Genomic DNA, 18510 nt, shown 5'->3' with positions numbered 1-18510 from the left:
TGACCTTCCCGTAAGGGTAAGGACTATGCTCAACGTTTGATTTTGTTTCGCCTGCTTGAGAATAAGGAAATAACTATGCAACGCCGTGATTTCTTAAAATATTCCGTCGCGCTGGGCGTGGCTTCGGCTTTGCCGCTGTGGAGTCGAACAGTTTTTGCCGCCGAACGTCCAACACTGCCGATCCCCGAACTCCTCACTTCTGATGTTCGTGGCCGCATAAAATTATCGATAATGCCAGGTCAGTCCACCTTTGCCGGGAAAACGGCGACCACCTGGGGCTATAACGGTAATCTGTTAGGGCCTGCGGTGAAGTTACAGCGTGGCAAAGCGGTCACGGTTGATATCTATAACCAACTGACGGAAGAGACGACGTTGCACTGGCACGGGCTGGAAGTACCGGGTGAAGTGGACGGCGGCCCGCAGGGGATTATTCCGCCTGGCGGTCAACGCACGGTGACGCTGAACGTCGATCAACCTGCCGCTACCTGCTGGTTCCATCCGCATCAGCACGGCAAAACCGGGTGTCAGGTGGCGATGGGGCTGGCAGGTCTGGTGGTGATTGAAGATGACGAGATCCTGAAATTAATGCTGCCAAAACAGTGGGGTATCGATGATGTTCCGGTGATCGTTCAGGATAAAAAATTTAACGCCGACGGACAGATTGATTATCAACTGGATGTGATGACCGCCGCCGTGGGCTGGTTTGGCGATACGCTGCTGACCAACGGTGCAATCTACCCGCAACACGCCGCACCGCGCGGCTGGCTGCGCCTGCGTTTACTCAATGGCTGTAACGCCCGATCGCTCAATTTCGCCACCAGCGACAATCGCCCGCTGTATGTGATTGCCAGCGACGGTGGTCTGCTGCCTGAACCGGTGAAGGTGAGCGAGCTTCCCGTGCTGATGGGCGAGCGTTTTGAAGTGCTGGTGGAGGTTAACGACAACAAACCGTTTGACCTGGTGACGCTGCCAGTCAGCCAGATGGGGATGGCGATCGCGCCGTTTGATAAGCCGCATCCGGTAATGCGGATTCAGCCGATTGCTATTAGTGCCTCCGGTGCTTTGCCAGACACATTAAGTAGCCTGCCGGCGTTACCTTCGCTGGAGGGGCTGACGGTACGCAAGCTGCAACTTTCCATGGACCCGATGCTCGATATGATGGGTATGCAGATGCTAATGGAGAAATATGGCGATCAGGCGATGGCCGGGATGGATCACAGCCAGATGATGGGCCATATGGGGCATGGCAATATGAATCATATGAACCACGGCGGGAAGTTCGATTTCCACCATGCTAATAAAATCAACGGTCAGGCGTTTGATATGAATAAGCCGATGTTTGCGGCGGCGAAAGGGCAGTACGAACGTTGGGTTATCTCTGGCGTGGGCGACATGATGCTGCATCCGTTCCATATTCACGGCACACAGTTCCGTATCTTGTCAGAAAATGGCAAACCGCCAGCGACGCATCGCGCAGGATGGAAAGATACCGTTAAGGTAGAAGGTAATGTCAGCGAAGTACTGGTGAAGTTTAATCACGACGCACCGAAAGAACATGCTTATATGGCGCACTGCCATCTGCTGGAGCATGAAGATACGGGGATGATGTTAGGGTTTACGGTATAAAAAGACCGTATTCGGAAATATGCCCGGATCTCTCCGGGCATTAAACTGATGACAAACGCAAATCTGCCTGATGCGCTACGCTTATCGGGTCTACGTGAACTCCGCAATCTACTGAATTTGCAGTGTTTTGTAGGCCGGATAAGGCGTTCACGCCGCATCCGGCATGAACAACGCGCACGTTGTCAGCAATCTGAGCAAGTCTTACTTCACATCATCCGGCAACGCATAAGCCACAATATAGTCGCCCATCTTCGTACCAAATGAACCGTGACCGCCTGCGGAGATCACCACATACTGCTTGCCATTCACTTCATAGGTCATCGGTGTTGCCTGACCACCCGCCGGTAAACGGCCCTGCCACAATTTTTCACCGTTGCTCATGTTGTAAGCGCGCAGGTAGTTATCTGCCGTAGCGGCGATAAACAGCACGTTACCCGCTGTGGAGATTGGCCCGCCCAGCATCGGCATACCCATATTGAACGGCACCGGAACGGGCATCGGGAACGGCATACTGTCCTGCGGCGTACCAATACGTTTCTTCCACACCACTTCGTTGGTTTTCAGATCCAGCGCCGAGATATAGCCCCATGCTGGCTGTTTACACGGCAGACCAAACGGTGAGAGGAACGGGTTGAGCGTGACGCCATACGGTACACCGTACTGCGGCTGAATGCCGGATTCCGTACCCGTGCCTTTGGCATCTTTCGGCTGCTCCATCGGGTTGCCAGGACCGCGTGGGATCAGTTTCGAAACAAACGGCAGTGCCATTGGGTTGGCAATCGCCACTTCACGATTCGGATCAACGGAAATTCCGCCCCATTCGAACATCCCCAGGTTACCCGGGAAGACCAGCGTACCCTGTTCAGATGGCGGGGTGAAAATGCCTTCATAGCGCATCTGGTGGAACATCACGCGGCACACCAGCTGGTCAAACATGGTGGCGCCCCACATATCCGCACCGCTCAAATCTTTCGTCGGACGGAAGCTCAGTTCAGAGAACGGTTGAGTAGGGGTAACGTAATCGCCTTTCGCTGCACCTTGGGGAACCGGTTTTTCCGGGGCCGGAACCACCAGTTCACCATTACGACGATCGAGCACAAAAAATGTTGCCAGTTTTCGCCGGAGCGTAAATAACCGGCACTTTCTGACCATTAACGGTGATATCCGCCAGCGTCGGCTGTGCCGGAAGATCCATATCCCACAGGTCGTGGTGAACGGTCTGGTAGCTCCACGCCAGTTTCCCGGTAGTGGCATTCAGCGCCAGAATCGAGCTGGCATAACGTTCCTGTTCCGGTGTGCGGTTACCACCCCAGATATCCGGCGTGGTCACGCCCATCGGCAGATAGACCAGATCCAGCTTCGCGTCATAGGCCGCAGGTGCCCACGAGTTTGGCGAGTTAAAGGTAAAGGTGTGTTCGTCAGACGGGATCGCGTTCGGATCTTTTGCGCCCGGATCAAAAGCCCACAGCAGCTCACCAGTGTTGACATCAAAACCACGGATCACGCCAGACGTTTCGCGGGTTGAGAAGTTGTCGGTAACTGAACCGGCCATCACGATGGTTTTATCGGTGATAATCGGCGGCGAAGTCGGCTCATACAGACCCGGTTTGGTGTCCGGCATATTGCTTTGCAGATTGAGCACGCCTTTATTAGCGAAGGTTTCGCACAGCTTGCCGTTTTCAGCGTTAATCGCAATCAGGCGACCATCATTCACCGGAAGAATGATACGACGCGGGCAATCCGCCATCACTTCCGGCGAAGCAGTTTCTGCTTTGGCTTCATGATAAGAGACGCCACGGCAGGTGACGTGCTGGAAAGACTCGTTGGTTTTCAGCTCAGGATCGTAATGCCATTTCTCTTTGCCGCTGGCGGCATCAAGCGCAAACAGGCGCTGGTGAGCGGTACACAGGTAAAGGGTGTCGCCCACTTTAATCGGCGTCACTTCATTGGTGATTTCACCCGGATCGTTCGGCTGCTTCACATCGCCAGTACGGAACACCCAGGCTTCTTTCAGCTTGTGAACGTTATCGGCGTTAATTTGTTTCAGAGGTGAAAAGCGTTGACCTTCCTGATTACGACCATAGGCAGGCCAGTCCTGATCGGCAACGGGGGAGATTGCTTCGGCAGGTGTGGCATCGGCGCTTAAGGTGCCGTTGATTTCCTGCGGATCGTTAAATCCGGCCCAGGTCAGGATACCACCGCTAATCAGCAGTGCGACCAACAGTGCGGCAACTGCGCCGCTGGCAGGAATGACCAGGCGACGCCAGACAAACGGCAGGATCAGCCAGAAGCCGAAGAAGACCAGAATGTCGCTGCGCGGAGTCAGCGCCCAGAAGTCGAAACCAACTTCCCAGACGCCCCAAATCATGGTGCCGAGCAGCAGGGCGGCGTACAGCCAAAGCGCGGCACGTTTACTGCGCCACAGCATCCAGGCGACGCCGAGCATCACAAGGCCAGCGATAGGGTAATACCAGGAGCCGCCAATCGCGACCAGCCAGCCTCCGCCAATGAGTAGATACAGCCCGCAAAGCGCTGCAAATAGGGCTGTTAGCGTGACGAGTAATCGTCGCGAGCCTGTATTGTTAATTGCCATAAAGAAACACCATTTCAATTCATTAATATTTTAGTAGCAATTAATTATAGGTTTTAACATGTGTGATCGTCATCACAATTTGAGCTTTATTAACAGATTCCGCGAATGAATAGTTTTACTGGTATACTGCATGTCTTGCGCTTTGTTGCGGTGCTGAATCCCGCCCGTGCGAAGTGATTTGTTTTTAAATCATATGGTTAGAGATATGAAACATACTGTAGAAGTAATGATCCCCGAAGCGGAGATTAAAGCGCGTATCGCCGAACTGGGTCGTCAGATTACTGAGCGTTACAAAGACAGCGGCAGCGATATGGTGCTGGTAGGTCTGCTGCGTGGCTCATTTATGTTTATGGCGGACCTGTGCCGTGAAGTTCAGGTATCTCATGAAGTCGACTTTATGACCGCCTCCAGCTACGGTAGCGGCATGTCCACCACCCGTGATGTGAAAATCCTCAAAGATCTGGATGAAGATATCCGTGGCAAGGACGTGCTGATTGTTGAAGATATCATCGACTCGGGGAATACACTGTCGAAAGTGCGTGAGATCTTAAGCCTGCGTGAACCGAAGTCGTTGGCGATTTGTACGCTGCTGGATAAACCGTCCCGTCGTGAAGTGAACGTCCCGGTAGAATTTATCGGTTTCTCGATCCCGGATGAGTTTGTGGTGGGTTACGGCATTGATTACGCACAGCGTTACCGTCATCTGCCATATATCGGCAAAGTGATTCTGCTGGACGAGTAAGTGTGAAGTTGCCGGATGTGTTGCATCCGGCATGGCATATTTATTTGTGGTTGGCGTGTTTCAGCTTGAGGTTGGAAATCCCGTGACGGTAACGTTGCTCAAGGGTTTCGCGGTTGGTGGCAGTAACATCCAGATCACGCAGCAAGCCGTCGTGAATGCCGTAGGCCCAGCCGTGAATGGTTACTTTCTGCCCGCGTTTCCACGCTGATTGCATAATGGTGGAGTGGCCCAGGTTATATACCTGTTCCATGACGTTCAGTTCACACAAGGTATCCAGACGGCGCTCTGGCGGCATTTCGCCGAGCAATGAGCTATGTTTGAACCAGATATCGCGGATGTGCAGCAGCCAGTTGTTGATAAGCCCCAGTTCCGGGTTTTCAACTGCGGCTTGTACGCCGCCACAACCGTAGTGGCCACAGATAATAATGTGTTCAACTTCGAGAACATCCACTGCATACTGAACCACGGAAAGGCAGTTCAGGTCGGTGTGAATGACCAGGTTAGCAACATTACGGTGAACAAAGAGTTCGCCCGGCTCAAGACCGGTTAAACGTTCTGCAGGAACGCGACTGTCGGAACATCCAATCCATAGAAAGCGCGGTTTTTGCGCTTGTGCCAGTTTCTCAAAAAACCCGGGATCCTCTTCCACCAGCATTTTTGACCATAGTGCATTATTGCTGATGAGTGTATCTATGTCTTTCATGGAGGTTAACGACCTGTAACCAAATAATTACGTTTGGCTAATATAGGGCAACTCCGGGACGATTTAAACCACAGATAAAGTGTAAGAACGTAAGGTAAGTAAAAATTTATGACCATTGCACTGGAACTTCAACAGCTTAAAAAAACCTATCCAGGCGGCGTTCAGGCGCTTCGTGGAATAGATTTGCAAGTCGAAGCGGGTGATTTTTATGCGCTTCTCGGGCCGAACGGGGCCGGAAAATCAACCACCATCGGTATTATTAGCTCTCTGGTAAATAAAACCTCCGGGCGGGTCAGCGTATTTGGTTACGATCTTGAAAAAGATGTCGTCAACGCTAAACGTCAGTTGGGACTGGTGCCACAGGAATTTAACTTCAACCCGTTTGAAACCGTACAGCAAATTGTGGTGAATCAGGCGGGGTACTACGGTGTAGAGCGCAAAGAAGCGTACATCCGCAGCGAAAAGTATCTTAAGCAACTCGATTTGTGGGGAAAGCGCAACGAACGTGCGCGCATGTTATCGGGCGGGATGAAACGTCGTTTAATGATCGCCCGTGCGTTAATGCATGAACCTAAACTACTGATTCTGGACGAACCGACCGCAGGCGTAGATATTGAACTTCGCCGCTCAATGTGGGGCTTTTTGAAGGATTTAAACGACAAAGGCACCACCATTATTCTTACCACGCATTACCTGGAAGAAGCAGAAATGCTGTGCCGCAATATCGGCATTATTCAACACGGTGAGCTGGTGGAAAATACCTCGATGAAGGCACTGCTGGCGAAGCTGAAATCAGAAACCTTTATTCTCGATCTCGCACCGAAAAGCCCGTTACCGAAGCTCGATGGCTATCAGTATCGACTGGTGGATACCGCCACGCTGGAAGTTGAAGTGCTGCGTGAGCAGGGGATCAACAGCGTATTTACGCAGCTAAGTGAGCAGGGCATTCAGGTATTAAGTATGCGTAACAAAGCTAACCGTCTGGAAGAGTTGTTTGTTTCACTGGTTAATGAAAAACAAGGAGATCGCGCATGATGCATCTTTACTGGGTGGCGTTAAAAAGCATCTGGGCGAAAGAGATCCATCGCTTTATGCGTATCTGGATACAGACGCTGGTGCCACCGGTCATCACCATGACCCTTTACTTTATCATCTTCGGTAACCTGATTGGTTCGCGTATTGGTGATATGCATGGCTTCAGCTATATGCAGTTCATTGTTCCGGGGCTGATCATGATGTCGGTGATCACCAATGCCTACGCCAACGTCGCTTCATCATTTTTTGGCGCCAAGTTCCAGCGTAATATTGAAGAACTGCTGGTCGCTCCGGTTCCGACTCACGTCATTATTGCCGGATATGTCGGCGGTGGCGTAGCGCGCGGACTGCTTGTTGGTATGCTGGTGACAGCAATTTCGCTGTTCTTTGTACCGTTTCAGGTGCATTCGTGGGTATTTGTCGCTTTAACGCTGGTGCTCACGGCGGTGTTGTTCTCTCTTGCCGGATTGCTTAATGGTGTGTTTGCCAAAACGTTTGATGACATCAGCCTGGTGCCAACCTTTGTGTTAACGCCACTCACGTATTTGGGCGGGGTGTTTTACTCACTGACCTTGCTGCCACCGTTCTGGCAGGGGCTGTCGCATCTCAACCCAATCGTTTATATGATCAGTGGATTCCGCTACGGCTTCCTTGGCATTAATGATGTGCCGCTGGTTACTACTTTTGGTGTGCTGGTTATTTTTATTATTGCGTTTTATCTGATCTGCTGGTCGCTGATCCAGCGTGGGCGCGGTCTGCGCAGCTAAGGCTATTTCCTCTCCTCTGGATTCGGGGGAGAGGAGTTTTGACGACTATCACCCTTTATCAACAATGGTCAGGGTAGACTGATTTTCAGCTAAGGAGGAAGGTGATGTTAGGTTGGGTAATTACCTGTCACGACGACCGGGCGCAAGAGATGTTGGATGCGCTGGAAAAAAAACATAGGCGCACTTATCCAGTGCCGGGCGGTGAATTTCTGGCGCGGATTAAGTTCCAATATGCTCAGCCGCATGATGTGCGATGCTCTGCATGAAACAGATTCTGGCGATGGGGTTATCTTTTTAACCGATATTGCAGGTGCTGCGCCTTATCGTGTTGCATCGTTATTAAGCCACAAACATTCCCGTTGTGAAGTGATTTCTGGTGTCACGTTACCGTTAATTGAGCAGATGATGGCCTACCGTGAAACGTTATCCAGCGCGGAGTTTCGCGAGCGAATTGTCGAACTGGGTGGGCCTGAAGTCAGTAGTCTCTGGCACCAACAACAAAAAAATCCCCCCTTTGTCCTCAAGCATAATTGGTTCGAGTATTAAATCGCATTCCGATTTTGCTACACTAACGGCGCTGTTTCTCGCCTGGTAGTTTTCTCATGATTAAAAAGATTATTTTTTTACTGCTGCTGGTTTCATTTGGTGTCGGCGCAGCGCTTCCCGCGCGTTATATGCAAACCACTCAGGATGCAGCTATCTGGGGAAAAATTGGCGACAAAACGGTAACCGTCGGCAACATTCGCGCCGGGCAGATTATTTCGGTCATCCCAACCGCTGCCGATTATTATGAATTCAATTTTGGTTTTGCTACGGGGTATATTGATAAAGGGCATCTGGAACCTGTACAAGGGCGGCAAAAAGTTGAAGATGGTCTGGGGGATCTGAATAAGCCACTGAGTAACCAAAATCTTATTACATGGAAAGATACTCCGATATACAACGCGCCTGATGCGGGTAGTGCGCCATTTGGCGTGCTGGCCGATAATTTACGTTATCCCATTATTAATAAATTAAAAGATCGCCTGAATCAAACCTGGTATCAAATTCGTATTGGCGAACGACTGGCCTATATCAGTGCACTGGATGCGCAGCAGGATAACGGTATTCCTGTATTGACCTACCATCATATTTTACGCGATGAAGAGAACACCCGTTTTCGTCATACTTCGACCACGACGTCGGTGCGAGCTTTCAATAACCAGATGACCTGGTTGCGCGATCGTGGATATACCACGTTAACCTTGTATCAACTGGAAGGGTATCTGCGTAATTCGATGAATCTTCCGGCTCGCGCGGTGGTGCTGACATTTGATGATGGCTTGAAATCAGTGAGTCGTTATGCATATCCCATTCTGAAAGAATACGGTATGAAGGCGACGGCATTTATTATTACCTCTCGCATCAAACGTCATCCACAGAAATGGAATCCGCAGTCATTACAGTTTATGAGTGTTTCTGAACTGCTTGATGTCAGCGATGTTTTTGATTTCCAGTCACATACTCATTTTTTTGCATCGGGTAGATGGATATCGCCGACCCATATTACTCAGCCGCAGTGAGCATAATATTCTGTTTGATTTCGAACGCTCTCGCCGGGCGCTAAATCAATTTAATCCTCGAGTCTTGTATCTTTCGTATCCATTTGGTGGATTTAATGACAAAGCGGTAAAGGCGGCAAATGATGCCGGATTTCATCTGGCGGTGACGACCATGAAAGGTAAAGTAAAACCGGGGGATAATCCGTATTTATTAAAGCGGCTGTATATTTTAAGAACAGATTCGCTGGAGACGATGTCGCGGCTGGTGAGTAACCAGCCGCAGGGGTGATTATCAGGCAACCTGTACCGGAATCGCTTTCGCGGTACGTTTCATTTCATTGTCGCCTTCAAAGTAGGCAACGTTGGGGCGCCAGGTACGGGCTTCTGCATCTGGCATAGTGACGAAGCTGGCGATTATGACAATATCGCCGACGCTGGCACAGTGGGCCGCCGCACCGTTGACAGAAATGATTCTCGAACCGCGTTCTGCCGCGATGGCATAGGTGGAGAAACGCTTGCCGTTGGTAACATTCCAGATATCAATGGCTTCGTTTTCGAGAATACCGGCTGCGTCAAGAAAATCCTGGTCAATGGCGCAAGAACCTTCATAGTGCAGGTCCGCATGAGTCACTTTCACGCGGTGGAGTTTGCCCTGCAGCATCGTGCGAATCATAACTTCTACCTTTCTACCCTGTCGTTAACGAAGCAGGCGGTGCCTGCTTTGAGGAAATTCTCACGCAGTATTGCCCGATTTTTGATAAGTGTCTACTGATCTGATGGCATTTGCAGCAGCAGTTTGCGTACCGCGCCGAAGCTTGCCATGTAACGCCTGTAACCAATTGAAATTTCTCTGAACGCTGCTCGGTAAACAACAAAGAGGTGGCTGACGACGGCACGCCTTGAGTGGATACTTCCTTCACATAGGGCCACACGGAAGGCAGGGAAGATGGACGCACCGAGTACCACAGCGCATGACGCGGTATTTAAACAATTTTTAATGCATGCGGAGACGGCTCGCGACTTCCTGGATATCCATTTGCCAGTGGAATTACGCGAACTTTGTGACCTCAACACGCTTCATTTAGAGTCGGGGAGTTTCATTGAAGAGAGCCTGAAAGGACACAGCACGGACGTGCTCTATTCCGTGCAAATGCAGGGCAATCCCGGTTATCTGCATGTTGTGATTGAACACCAAAGCAAGCCGGATAAGAAAATGGCCTTTCGCATGATGCGTTATTCTATTGCTGCCATGCACCGGCATCTGGAGGCGGATCACGATAAGCTGCCGCTGGTGGTGCCGATTCTGTTTTATCAGGGCGAGGCCACACCTTATCCGCTCTCAATGTGCTGGTTTGATATGTTTTACTCGCCGGAGCTGGCGCGACGCGTCTATAACAGTCCATTCCCGCTGGTGGATATCACTATCACGCCGGATGACGAAATCATGCAACATCGGCGGATTGCGATTCTCGAACTACTGCAAAAACATATTCGCCAGCGCGACTTAATGTTATTGCTGGAGCAACTGGTCACGCTGATTGACGAAGGGTACACTAGCGGAAGTCAGTTAGTTGCCATGCAAAACTATATGCTGCAACGCGGTCATACTGAACAAGCGGATTTGTTTTACGGTGTGTTGAGGGACAGGGAAACGGGAGGGGAGTCTATGATGACGCTGGCGCAGTGGTTTGAAGAGAGGGGAAGACAGGAGGAAAGGCAGGAATTCGCCCTGCGTCTTCTGAATAAAGGAATGTCTCGAGAAGACGTTGCAGAGATGGCAAATTTACCCCTTGCCGAGATTGATAAGCTGATTAATTAAGTTGTCTGCATTATCAGTTATAGCCAGATAATTGTTATTGTTAACTGACCAGATAATTAAGAGAACCTATGGACATAAAGACACGGAGAGAAACCAGGCAGACGCTGGCGCAGTGGTTTGAAGAGAAGGGGATTGAGAAGGGAAGACAGGAAGTAAGTCAGGAATGCGCCCAACGTCTTCTGAGGAAAGGAATACTTCGTGAGGATGTTGCAGAGGTGACAGCTTTATCTCTTGCAGAGCTTGATAAGCTAATTAACTCTAACTAAGTTGTCTGCGTTATGAATAATTGCTTACAGATGACGTGGCAATTAATAACTGGCGCCATCAGCCGTAGCGCCAGTTAAGTATTACGCCAGCTCGACGATTTTGTTGTCGATCAGGCGAGCATCGCCAAGCCAGGCGGCTACCAGAATCACGGCCCGTTTGCTGTTTTCAGAGACTTCCAGCAATGTGTCGGCATCACGAATCTGAATATCATCGGCGCGGAAGCCTTTTTCATTCAGTTCTTGCCCTGCAATGGCAATAATCTCATCGAGATCCCGCTCTCCAGCCTGCAATTTGTCGGCAATCGAACTTAAAACTTTGTACAGACCTGGCGCAATTTTGCGTTGTTCCGCCGTCAGATAACCGTTACGGGAACTCAGCGCCAGACCGTCTTTCGCGCGCATAATCGGTACGCCGACAATCTCAATATCGAAGCCCATATCAGCAACCATTTTGCGGATCAGCGCCAGTTGCTGAAAGTCCTTTTCGCCGAAGCAGGCGATGTCCGGCTGGACCAGGTTAAACAGCTTGCTGACAATAGTCGAAACGCCGCGAAAATGTCCCGGACGGCTGGCACCTTCCAGCATGGTCGAAAGGCCAGGAACATCAACATAGGTGTGGGTTTCGGTACCGTTCGGGTAGATCTCTTTTACCGAGGGTGCGAAAACTAAATCCACTTTACGTTTGTTTAGCTTTTCGCAGTCTTCTTGCAAAGTGCGTGGATAGCGAGCCAGATCTTCCGGGCGGTCGAACTGCATCGGGTTAACGAAAATACTGACGACGACCACATCGGCGCGGGCTTTGGCTTCGTCGACCAGTTTCATATGGCCATCGTGCAGGTTACCCATGGTTGGCACCAGCGCCACGCGCTTACCTTCCATACGCAGGCGGCGAATTTGCTGACGCAGCAGCGGCAGGGTTTCGATAATTAACACAACGTGACTCCTTAATGGAAACTGTGTTCTTCGCCCGGATAAACACCGGACTCCACTTCAGCCATATACTGCCGTACAGCCGCGCGGATGTCGCCCGTTTCGGCGAGGAAATTTTTAGCGAATTTAGGAATGTGACCGCCGGTAATACCAAAGGCGTCGTGCATCACCAGGATCTGCCCATCGGTGACGTTACCCGCACCAATACCGATAACCGGGATCGCCAGCGCTTCGGTAATGCGTTTTGCCAGCTCAACCGGTACGCATTCCAGCACCAGCAGTTGTGCACCAGCGGCTTCTAAGGCTAATGCATCGCTGAGCAGTCGATCTCCCGCTTCATCGCCGCGCCCCTGTACTTTGTAGCCGCCGAAAATATTCACTGACTGTGGGGTTAAACCTAAGTGACCACATACAGGAACCGCGCGCTCAGTAAGCATTTGTACCGTTTCAACCAGCCACTCACCGCCTTCAATTTTGACCATATTGGCGCCAGCACGCATAACCGTTGCGGCGTTTTCAAAGGCTTGTTCCGGTGTGGCATACGCCATAAACGGCAGGTCAGCCAACAGCAGGCAGTTTGGCGCACCGCGACGTACCGCAGCGGTGTGGTAGGCGATATCAGCAACGGTAACTGGCAGGGTGGAGTCATGGCCCTGAACCGTCATGCCCAGTGAGTCGCCTACCAGCATGACGTTAAGCCCTTCATCAGCAAACAGTTTCGCGAAGCTGTAGTCGTAAGCGGTGATAGTCGCGAAACGTTTTTTTTTCTTGTTTGCACTTCTGCAATGAAGCAATGGTGGTTGGTTTCATAACGTATCCTGATGGCTAAAGTTAGATCAATTCGCATTCTAGCAGTCGATATCAGGCGGGCAATGGTTTTTAGTGTGGGGAAAAATTTGCACCAGAGCAGAACTCTGGTGCGATGGGGGGAATGACGTTTTACTTATTCATAGGTAAAGGAGAAGGTCGCGTTACCTGAAAATGTTCCAACACCGACAGCAGTACCACTGCCATCCGGCACCAGCTGTGCCGTAAAAGGTAAAAGCAGCAGGTTGTTTAACCAGATTGCGAAGTTATAGTCAACCGCGTTGCTACCATCTGCTTTTAGCAATTTTTTGCTGTTGTCGTAAGTTGAATGAACTTTTACAGCCACGCCTGAAGCAGAGCCAGTTGTTTTTCCTACCAGAGTAGTGTCGCTGGGCTTATTTGCCGCTTTCAGCTTAACCGTAATCTTACTGGCATAACAGTATTCAGCACGGATAGAAAAAGGAATTTCCCGCGTAAGCCCATTTTTCACTTCCGAAACATAGCTGTTCCCAAGCGTTACCTGGTTGCCACTGACGTTGCCCTGATCTTGTGCCAGAGCTATTGTTGCACAGGTCGGTTCGTCAACGTAAAAATGAACGGAGTTTTTATCAACGAAAAAATTTATCCATGGTTGATGATTATTGCCTATATACCAAGAGGCTATTTGGCCTGGCATCGCAAAACCTTCTGAAACCCCATTTTGAGGTTTAAATTCCGGGGTCCAGAAAAAACGAAACCGTAAATACCAACTATCGTCACTATACTCATAGGCCCACCTTACGCTGGAGTTATCTGTATGATTATCTCCATTACTTTGTGCAGGAAGATACAAATCAAGCTCCTCCGCGGCTCCACAACTCATACATATTAATTCTACTGAATAAACAATACCGGGAACGGTTGTTTTCAATAAAGCACCGCCACGGTTGTTAGTATAGGTTGATAAGAGGTCGGCATCAGCAGTATTAATAAAATGCACTGAGCTTGTGTCACTACCTAAGGATTTACAACCAATCTTATCGCCCCGAAGATCAATATGAGAATCACTGGTCGCGAAGGATATTTCCTCTGGTGCAGTAACCATTTGTGTCTGTATATTGAAGTCCGTTGGGTTTATCACCATATCATAACGGCCTTTAGCACTGTCCTCTATATAACATTCATTCGCCAATGCATACCAGGATGTGGTAAAAAATAACAGTATTGCACTGCATAACTGAATTAAAAGTTGGTTGCCTTTCCTTTGCATAATTATCCTTATTATTCGTAAGATACGTTAACAATAACCTGGCTTCTCACCATTCCCGATTCAGGAGGGAGGGCATTATTCACCCGCTGCATACGGGAATAAAAGGTCCAGGTTGACGAAACAGCATTGTCAGGCGCGACCGAATAAATTGCTGTTGAGGAACCATCCGTTCCGCGCACGTTAAATGTCTGCTGATTCGGTTGTGCCGAAAATATCACAATACCGACGTTTTTTCGCCCCGGTAGCCTGCTGTTCATATTCATTACTAAAAATTTGATTATTCACCTGCGCGAGCGAACCCGACTGCGGCTGAAAATCCAATTTCATTTGTGACTGTGTCGTTTGAATGTTATCGCAAGAAACCACATTAACATTAAACGTTTTTGCCGCCAGCATAATCCGTCGTTGGGGTCACGTTGTCAGCTAAATAGTCCAGCGTCACTGTGCCGAGATCTACCACGCCATTATTACTGATTTCCACCTGACAGGTGCTGGCCACAATCTGCGCTGTGAGATCAACATCCTGGCCGGCATAGCCAAAAGGTGTAATAAGGGCTGCTGCCAGCCCCAAAAAGCGTACCAATTTATGATGCCTGCATAGCATTCTAATATCCTTATCCGCTATTACTGATAAGTGATTGTAAAAGTCGTAGGAGAGAGGAAACTACCCGGTAATGCATTATTAACCGTTCTCCCTTCAGCGAGAATCATCCGCGCGCTTAACTCGAAATCATAAGGCCGTGTTGTGCTGGCAGTAGAAAGATCGACATTGACGACGTTTCGCTGAACACAACTGAATTGCTCACTGCCACTTCCCTCGGGGGTCTTGGTCGTCCATACTTCGACAGCGGCTCCGCTTGAACCACCTTCGCTGGTGGAGTTAAGTTTATTTGCAAAGCCGGCAGTGTTAGCCATGGCGCCAGCGCAACCGATACCCTTGGGTGCCAATACGAGTTGAGCACTTTTTCCTGGAAGACCGGCGCAATCGCTGAAGCGGATTTTAAATGGTTGTACCTTTCTTTTGGCTGCCAGTTCAGAAATATAAACATTGTTAAAAGCAACGGTGTCGATCACGGTATTACTAGTATCAAGTACCTTCGCACTACAGGTACCCATAGTCAGATTACTGTTTACGGTTAAAGAGGCGGATGTCGTACTCGCATAAGTGAGATTGTTGCTAACGCTGGCACCCACGGCAACAGTAGCAATCAGTGTAACGATGACTTTTATTTTCATGGTGGCTGTCTCTGTTATTCGTAGGTGAAGTTAAAGGTGGCTTTTGCCCGAAACGCACCGGTGCGTCCTGCTCCCGCTGTTGTTTCGCGCAGAGCTACGGTCAGAGGCACACCGTTAGCTTTCTCATCGGTGGTCCATTCAAATTTGTCAGTATTATTTGGCGTAAAGAAAGTCGAGTCTACGGTATTTCTACGTTTAATCCCCATACCCACACCCGTAGCGCCAGAGCTTGCTTCATTAACAATTAACTTACCGGAAATCGTTGTTCCTGTAAGTGTGGTAAAAATCTTTGAGTAACCATTGCTGCAATCTTTGGCCTTTAATTTAAAGTTGGCTTGAGCTGCAGAATCTCCAGTAACAACCTTATCAAGGCCAACATCAGGAATTGTCAGGCTGTATTCATCGTTACTACCGGTCACGGCAGGACCACCATCTTCCACTATAGTTATCGTACAGGTGGTGGCTAATACCGTGGCCGTAAAATCGACATTAATATCTGTTGCAGAACCAACTGCCGGTAAACCCAGACCTATTAACGCGGATGTTAGTAGTATCCTTTTCATAGAATTTTCCATATTAGTGATTTGCTACCTGACAGGTAAGATTGTTAAGTAATAAGGTGTTGGTACTTCCCAGCGTTTTTGGCTGGGCCGGGAACTGGTAGTGCAACTTACAGTCAACGGTTTGGTTGTTTTCATACCAGCGCACTGTTAATTCCCCGCTGTCGTTAATACCGCGCACAAATGCCTGACCACCCTGACCCATACTGCCGATCATAACGTCACCCTGGTAAACTTCAGCAGCAAACGGAATCGTTTTACCATTGGTAGCGGTAATATTCAGCACGGCAGAACGGCCCTGGTCCGTTTCGAAACGGGTCAAAACAACGGAGCCGCTACGTGGTACGGTGGTAGCACTGGTACTTTTCAGTTCAACATCGTTTTCCAGTGTTTCAATGTTCAGACCTACCCGGTTTTCACGGTATGGACTGACAGAGGACGTCACGGCATATCCCCAGCGATCGATTTCGTTATTACTGTTATTGATTCGTGCACCTTTCGCGCCAGGGGCGTTGATTAACACCAGCGTGTCATTACTGCTGAAACTGTTGTTAGTGAACGTTAAACCACCACTGTGTAATACAAAGCCGCCATCGGTAGAGATGGAGTACTGCTGGCTGTTATCCGAAGTGGCCGAGGCCGAAGCGGAAATACCACCTAACCCAGATTCATAGTTGAGATAACCGCCAATAGAGGCTAAATCGCCGGAGTTTTTATCGAGGCTATATCCTGTGTTGACACTGTAGTTCACCAGATTATTTTCAGTGTTGCCGGAACTGTTAACATTCAGCTGATGCGAACCATCGAAATCGGTATTGAGCTGAGTATTTAAATTACGGAAGCCGGAAGATTTGCGTTTGCCACCGAAAATATTTTCGATAGGCACGCTAATGCTGACGTACATCGCGTCATCTTTAGCACCATCTTCATTCCAGCTACGTTGCAGGTTGACGCTGAAGCTGCCCCACGAAACGCTTTTACTGTAACCAACGTTATATTCAGTCCGGCTATTGTTAGCCGCCCAGTAGTCTGTCCAGCTACCGGAAATAAACAGCGAACCGTAATCTTCATAGGCGATATTCAACGGTTGGTTAATACTCACGGTAAACTGGTTCTTCATACGTGAGTACGTCTGCATGGTGTTTTTGTCTTCATCGGCAGACAAATGTTTGGCGTCGTCAATCAGAACTAACGCATCATGCAGACCCAGATAATCTTGGGTGGAATAGCGGTAAGCCGCGAGATTAAATGATGTTCCTGTATCCTGGAAAAGTTTGTTCCAGGTTACGCGATAACTTTGTCCCTGATAGGTTTTATCATCCGGAATTTCAGCGCGGGAGTGGGTAACGTCTACCGCAAAGGCACCGATGCTGGTGTTGATACCAACACCTAACAGTCCGGCGAGATAGTTGTTATCGGTGAACTGTACACCGGTATAGCCCGTGAAGAAGTTGTTCAGGCCATAGTAATAAGAGGCTTGCCCCATATTGGGTTCGGAACGCAGGCTGTCATCAATGACTTTACCGGCACTGAAATCCCAACGGCCCACACCAGGGCGTTGCATTTGTACAACAGAGGAGAAGGGTTGCGTAAAGGTGCGTTTGGAACCATCCGCTTCTTCAATAGTCACGACCAGTTCGCTACCAAAGCCGGAGGGGCTAATATCGTCTATAACAAATTCACCGGGTGGTACGGTGGTTTCATAGATTTTATAACCGCTTTGCGTCACCGTGACTTTGGCGTTGGAGTTTGCTATACCGCGGATGGTCGGGGCGTAACTGGCCAGTGCCGAAGGCAGCATACGGCTGTCACTGTACAGGCGAACACCACGGACGTTGACAGAGTCAAACGTTTCACCGGTGGTGTAGGCGTCACCCATAATTATCTGTGAACGGATTGCCGGAATATCACGCTGTAAGTAACGATCCTGGAAATCGAAGTCGCTGCCGTTAGCTTCTGTCCAGTTATAGTTACCGCGCGCACGGAAGTGCCACGCACCCAAATTGATACCTGAGTTAAACGCGGCGTAGACGCTGTCATTGCTGTCGTTATCTGAACTTGTATGATACGCGTTCAGTGTATACGCCAGCGTGGCAGCATTAATTCCCGATTCCCATAAAGAAGGATCGACGTAGCCACCATAGCTTTTCAGGACATAGGCTTGAGGGAGCGTCAGGTCGAGAAACTGGTCACTGCCATCAAAGCGCACATCAGCCTGATCGTATGACTTTGCCAGATCCAGACAATCCTCTTCTTCACCTTCTCTTGCGAGTAAGGTCACAGCCTGTTCGGGTTGCTTAATGTGGAGTTGCGCCAGGTTTTTGCGGGTAATACAGGCCGCTGCGCTGATTTCGCCAATATCCACAAACGGAATTTCCAGGCTGGACGTAGGCTGGCCGTTTACAAACATGCGGACATTATAGAGGCCCGGCGGTGTCGGGTTGCCTTGAGCATAACGTTTAACATCAATAGTTGATGCGCCAGTTCCCATTAAAAAGGAACTGTCATATTCCACGGTGTCCGCTGCAGAACCGTTGCTGCTATAAAATAGGGCACAATAGGCCGCAAGTAGCGTTTTTTTCGGGATACGGCTTTTTCGATGAGTAAACTGGTACAAGGTTGCATTCCTGGCGATG

The 18510-nt window shown here is 49.6% G+C and carries 13 protein-coding genes and 5 pseudogenes; 8 read left to right on the top strand and 10 right to left on the bottom strand.

Going from position 1 to position 18510, the window contains the following annotated elements:
* Window positions 1-75 precede the first annotated feature (75 nt).
* Entirely contained in the window at window positions 76-1626 is a 1551-nt protein-coding gene (gene cueO, locus CRI63_RS06005) for a multicopper oxidase CueO (RefSeq protein ID WP_135518812.1), read from the top strand.
* 201 nt (window positions 1627-1827) lie between these two features.
* Here the strand turns inward: cueO and gcd are convergent.
* Window positions 1828-4219, bottom strand: a pseudogene (gene gcd / locus CRI63_RS06000) (quinoprotein glucose dehydrogenase).
* Between the two features lie 205 nt (window positions 4220-4424).
* On the opposite strand from gcd, the gene hpt reads away from it, so the two are divergent.
* A complete protein-coding gene (hpt, locus tag CRI63_RS05995; RefSeq protein WP_000683335.1) occupies window positions 4425-4961 on the top strand; it encodes a hypoxanthine phosphoribosyltransferase in 537 nt (178 codons plus the stop codon).
* A gap of 40 nt (window positions 4962-5001) precedes the next feature.
* Here hpt and can read toward each other — a convergent pair whose 3' ends face one another.
* A complete protein-coding gene (can, locus tag CRI63_RS05990) occupies window positions 5002-5664 on the bottom strand; it encodes a carbonate dehydratase (protein WP_130204959.1) in 663 nt (220 codons plus the stop codon).
* A gap of 108 nt (window positions 5665-5772) precedes the next feature.
* Here can and CRI63_RS05985 point away from each other — a divergent pair, with 108 nt between their 5' ends.
* From CRI63_RS05985 to CRI63_RS05970, 4 genes and pseudogenes are all read left to right on the top strand, one after another.
* The gene (locus CRI63_RS05985) at window positions 5773-6699 is read left to right on the top strand and encodes an ABC transporter ATP-binding protein (RefSeq protein WP_000150637.1); all 927 of its coding nucleotides are present in this window, start codon (window positions 5773-5775) and stop codon (window positions 6697-6699) included.
* The gene (locus CRI63_RS05980) at window positions 6696-7466 is read left to right on the top strand and encodes an ABC transporter permease (RefSeq protein ID WP_064525104.1); all 771 of its coding nucleotides are present in this window, start codon (window positions 6696-6698) and stop codon (window positions 7464-7466) included. The genes CRI63_RS05985 and CRI63_RS05980 overlap by 4 nt, the downstream gene beginning before the upstream one ends.
* Before the next feature lie 104 nt (window positions 7467-7570).
* A pseudogene (locus CRI63_RS05975) lies at window positions 7571-8012 on the top strand (PTS sugar transporter subunit IIA).
* 56 nt (window positions 8013-8068) lie between these two features.
* A pseudogene (locus CRI63_RS05970) lies at window positions 8069-9296 on the top strand (polysaccharide deacetylase family protein).
* Between the two features lie 3 nt (window positions 9297-9299).
* Here the strand turns inward: CRI63_RS05970 and panD are convergent.
* On the bottom strand, window positions 9300-9680 hold the full coding sequence (gene panD / locus CRI63_RS05965) for an aspartate 1-decarboxylase (RefSeq protein WP_000621508.1): 381 nt from the start codon (window positions 9678-9680) through the stop codon (window positions 9300-9302).
* Window positions 9681-9953: 273 nt separating this feature from the next.
* On the opposite strand from panD, the gene rpnC reads away from it, so the two are divergent.
* Window positions 9954-10826 carry a recombination-promoting nuclease RpnC gene (gene rpnC, locus CRI63_RS05960; RefSeq protein WP_135518810.1) on the top strand — a complete coding sequence of 291 codons (873 nt, stop codon included), beginning with the start codon at window positions 9954-9956 and terminating at the stop codon, window positions 10824-10826.
* Window positions 10827-10894: 68 nt separating this feature from the next.
* Entirely contained in the window at window positions 10895-11092 is a 198-nt protein-coding gene (locus CRI63_RS05955) for a transposase (protein ID WP_135404091.1), read from the top strand.
* Between the two features lie 81 nt (window positions 11093-11173).
* On the opposite strand, the gene panC is transcribed toward CRI63_RS05955, so the two are convergent.
* The 7 genes and pseudogenes from panC to CRI63_RS05920 form a co-directional block, all read right to left on the bottom strand.
* The gene (gene panC / locus CRI63_RS05950; RefSeq protein WP_000905368.1) at window positions 11174-12025 is read right to left on the bottom strand and encodes a pantoate--beta-alanine ligase; all 852 of its coding nucleotides are present in this window, start codon (window positions 12023-12025) and stop codon (window positions 11174-11176) included.
* Window positions 12026-12036: 11 nt separating this feature from the next.
* Window positions 12037-12832 (bottom strand): annotated as a pseudogene (panB, locus tag CRI63_RS05945) (3-methyl-2-oxobutanoate hydroxymethyltransferase).
* Window positions 12833-12965: 133 nt separating this feature from the next.
* On the bottom strand, window positions 12966-14078 hold the full coding sequence (locus tag CRI63_RS05940) for a fimbrial protein (RefSeq protein ID WP_135518808.1): 1113 nt from the start codon (window positions 14076-14078) through the stop codon (window positions 12966-12968).
* Between the two features lie 11 nt (window positions 14079-14089).
* Window positions 14090-14682 (bottom strand): annotated as a pseudogene (locus CRI63_RS05935) (fimbrial-like protein).
* 20 nt (window positions 14683-14702) lie between these two features.
* Entirely contained in the window at window positions 14703-15314 is a 612-nt protein-coding gene (locus tag CRI63_RS05930) for a fimbrial protein (RefSeq protein ID WP_135518806.1), read from the bottom strand.
* A 14-nt stretch (window positions 15315-15328) separates the two neighbouring features.
* Window positions 15329-15877 carry a fimbrial protein gene (locus CRI63_RS05925; protein WP_135518804.1) on the bottom strand — a complete coding sequence of 183 codons (549 nt, stop codon included), beginning with the start codon at window positions 15875-15877 and terminating at the stop codon, window positions 15329-15331.
* Window positions 15878-15890: 13 nt separating this feature from the next.
* Window positions 15891-18491 carry an outer membrane usher protein gene (locus tag CRI63_RS05920; protein ID WP_135518801.1) on the bottom strand — a complete coding sequence of 867 codons (2601 nt, stop codon included), beginning with the start codon at window positions 18489-18491 and terminating at the stop codon, window positions 15891-15893.
* Between the last annotated feature and the right edge of the window lie 19 nt (window positions 18492-18510).

This window comes from Escherichia sp. E2661 (genome assembly GCF_004745185.1).
Lineage (GTDB): Bacteria > Pseudomonadota > Gammaproteobacteria > Enterobacterales > Enterobacteriaceae > Escherichia.
Note: the sequence above shows the minus strand (reverse complement) of the source record. Positions and strands in the feature narration are given on the sequence as shown.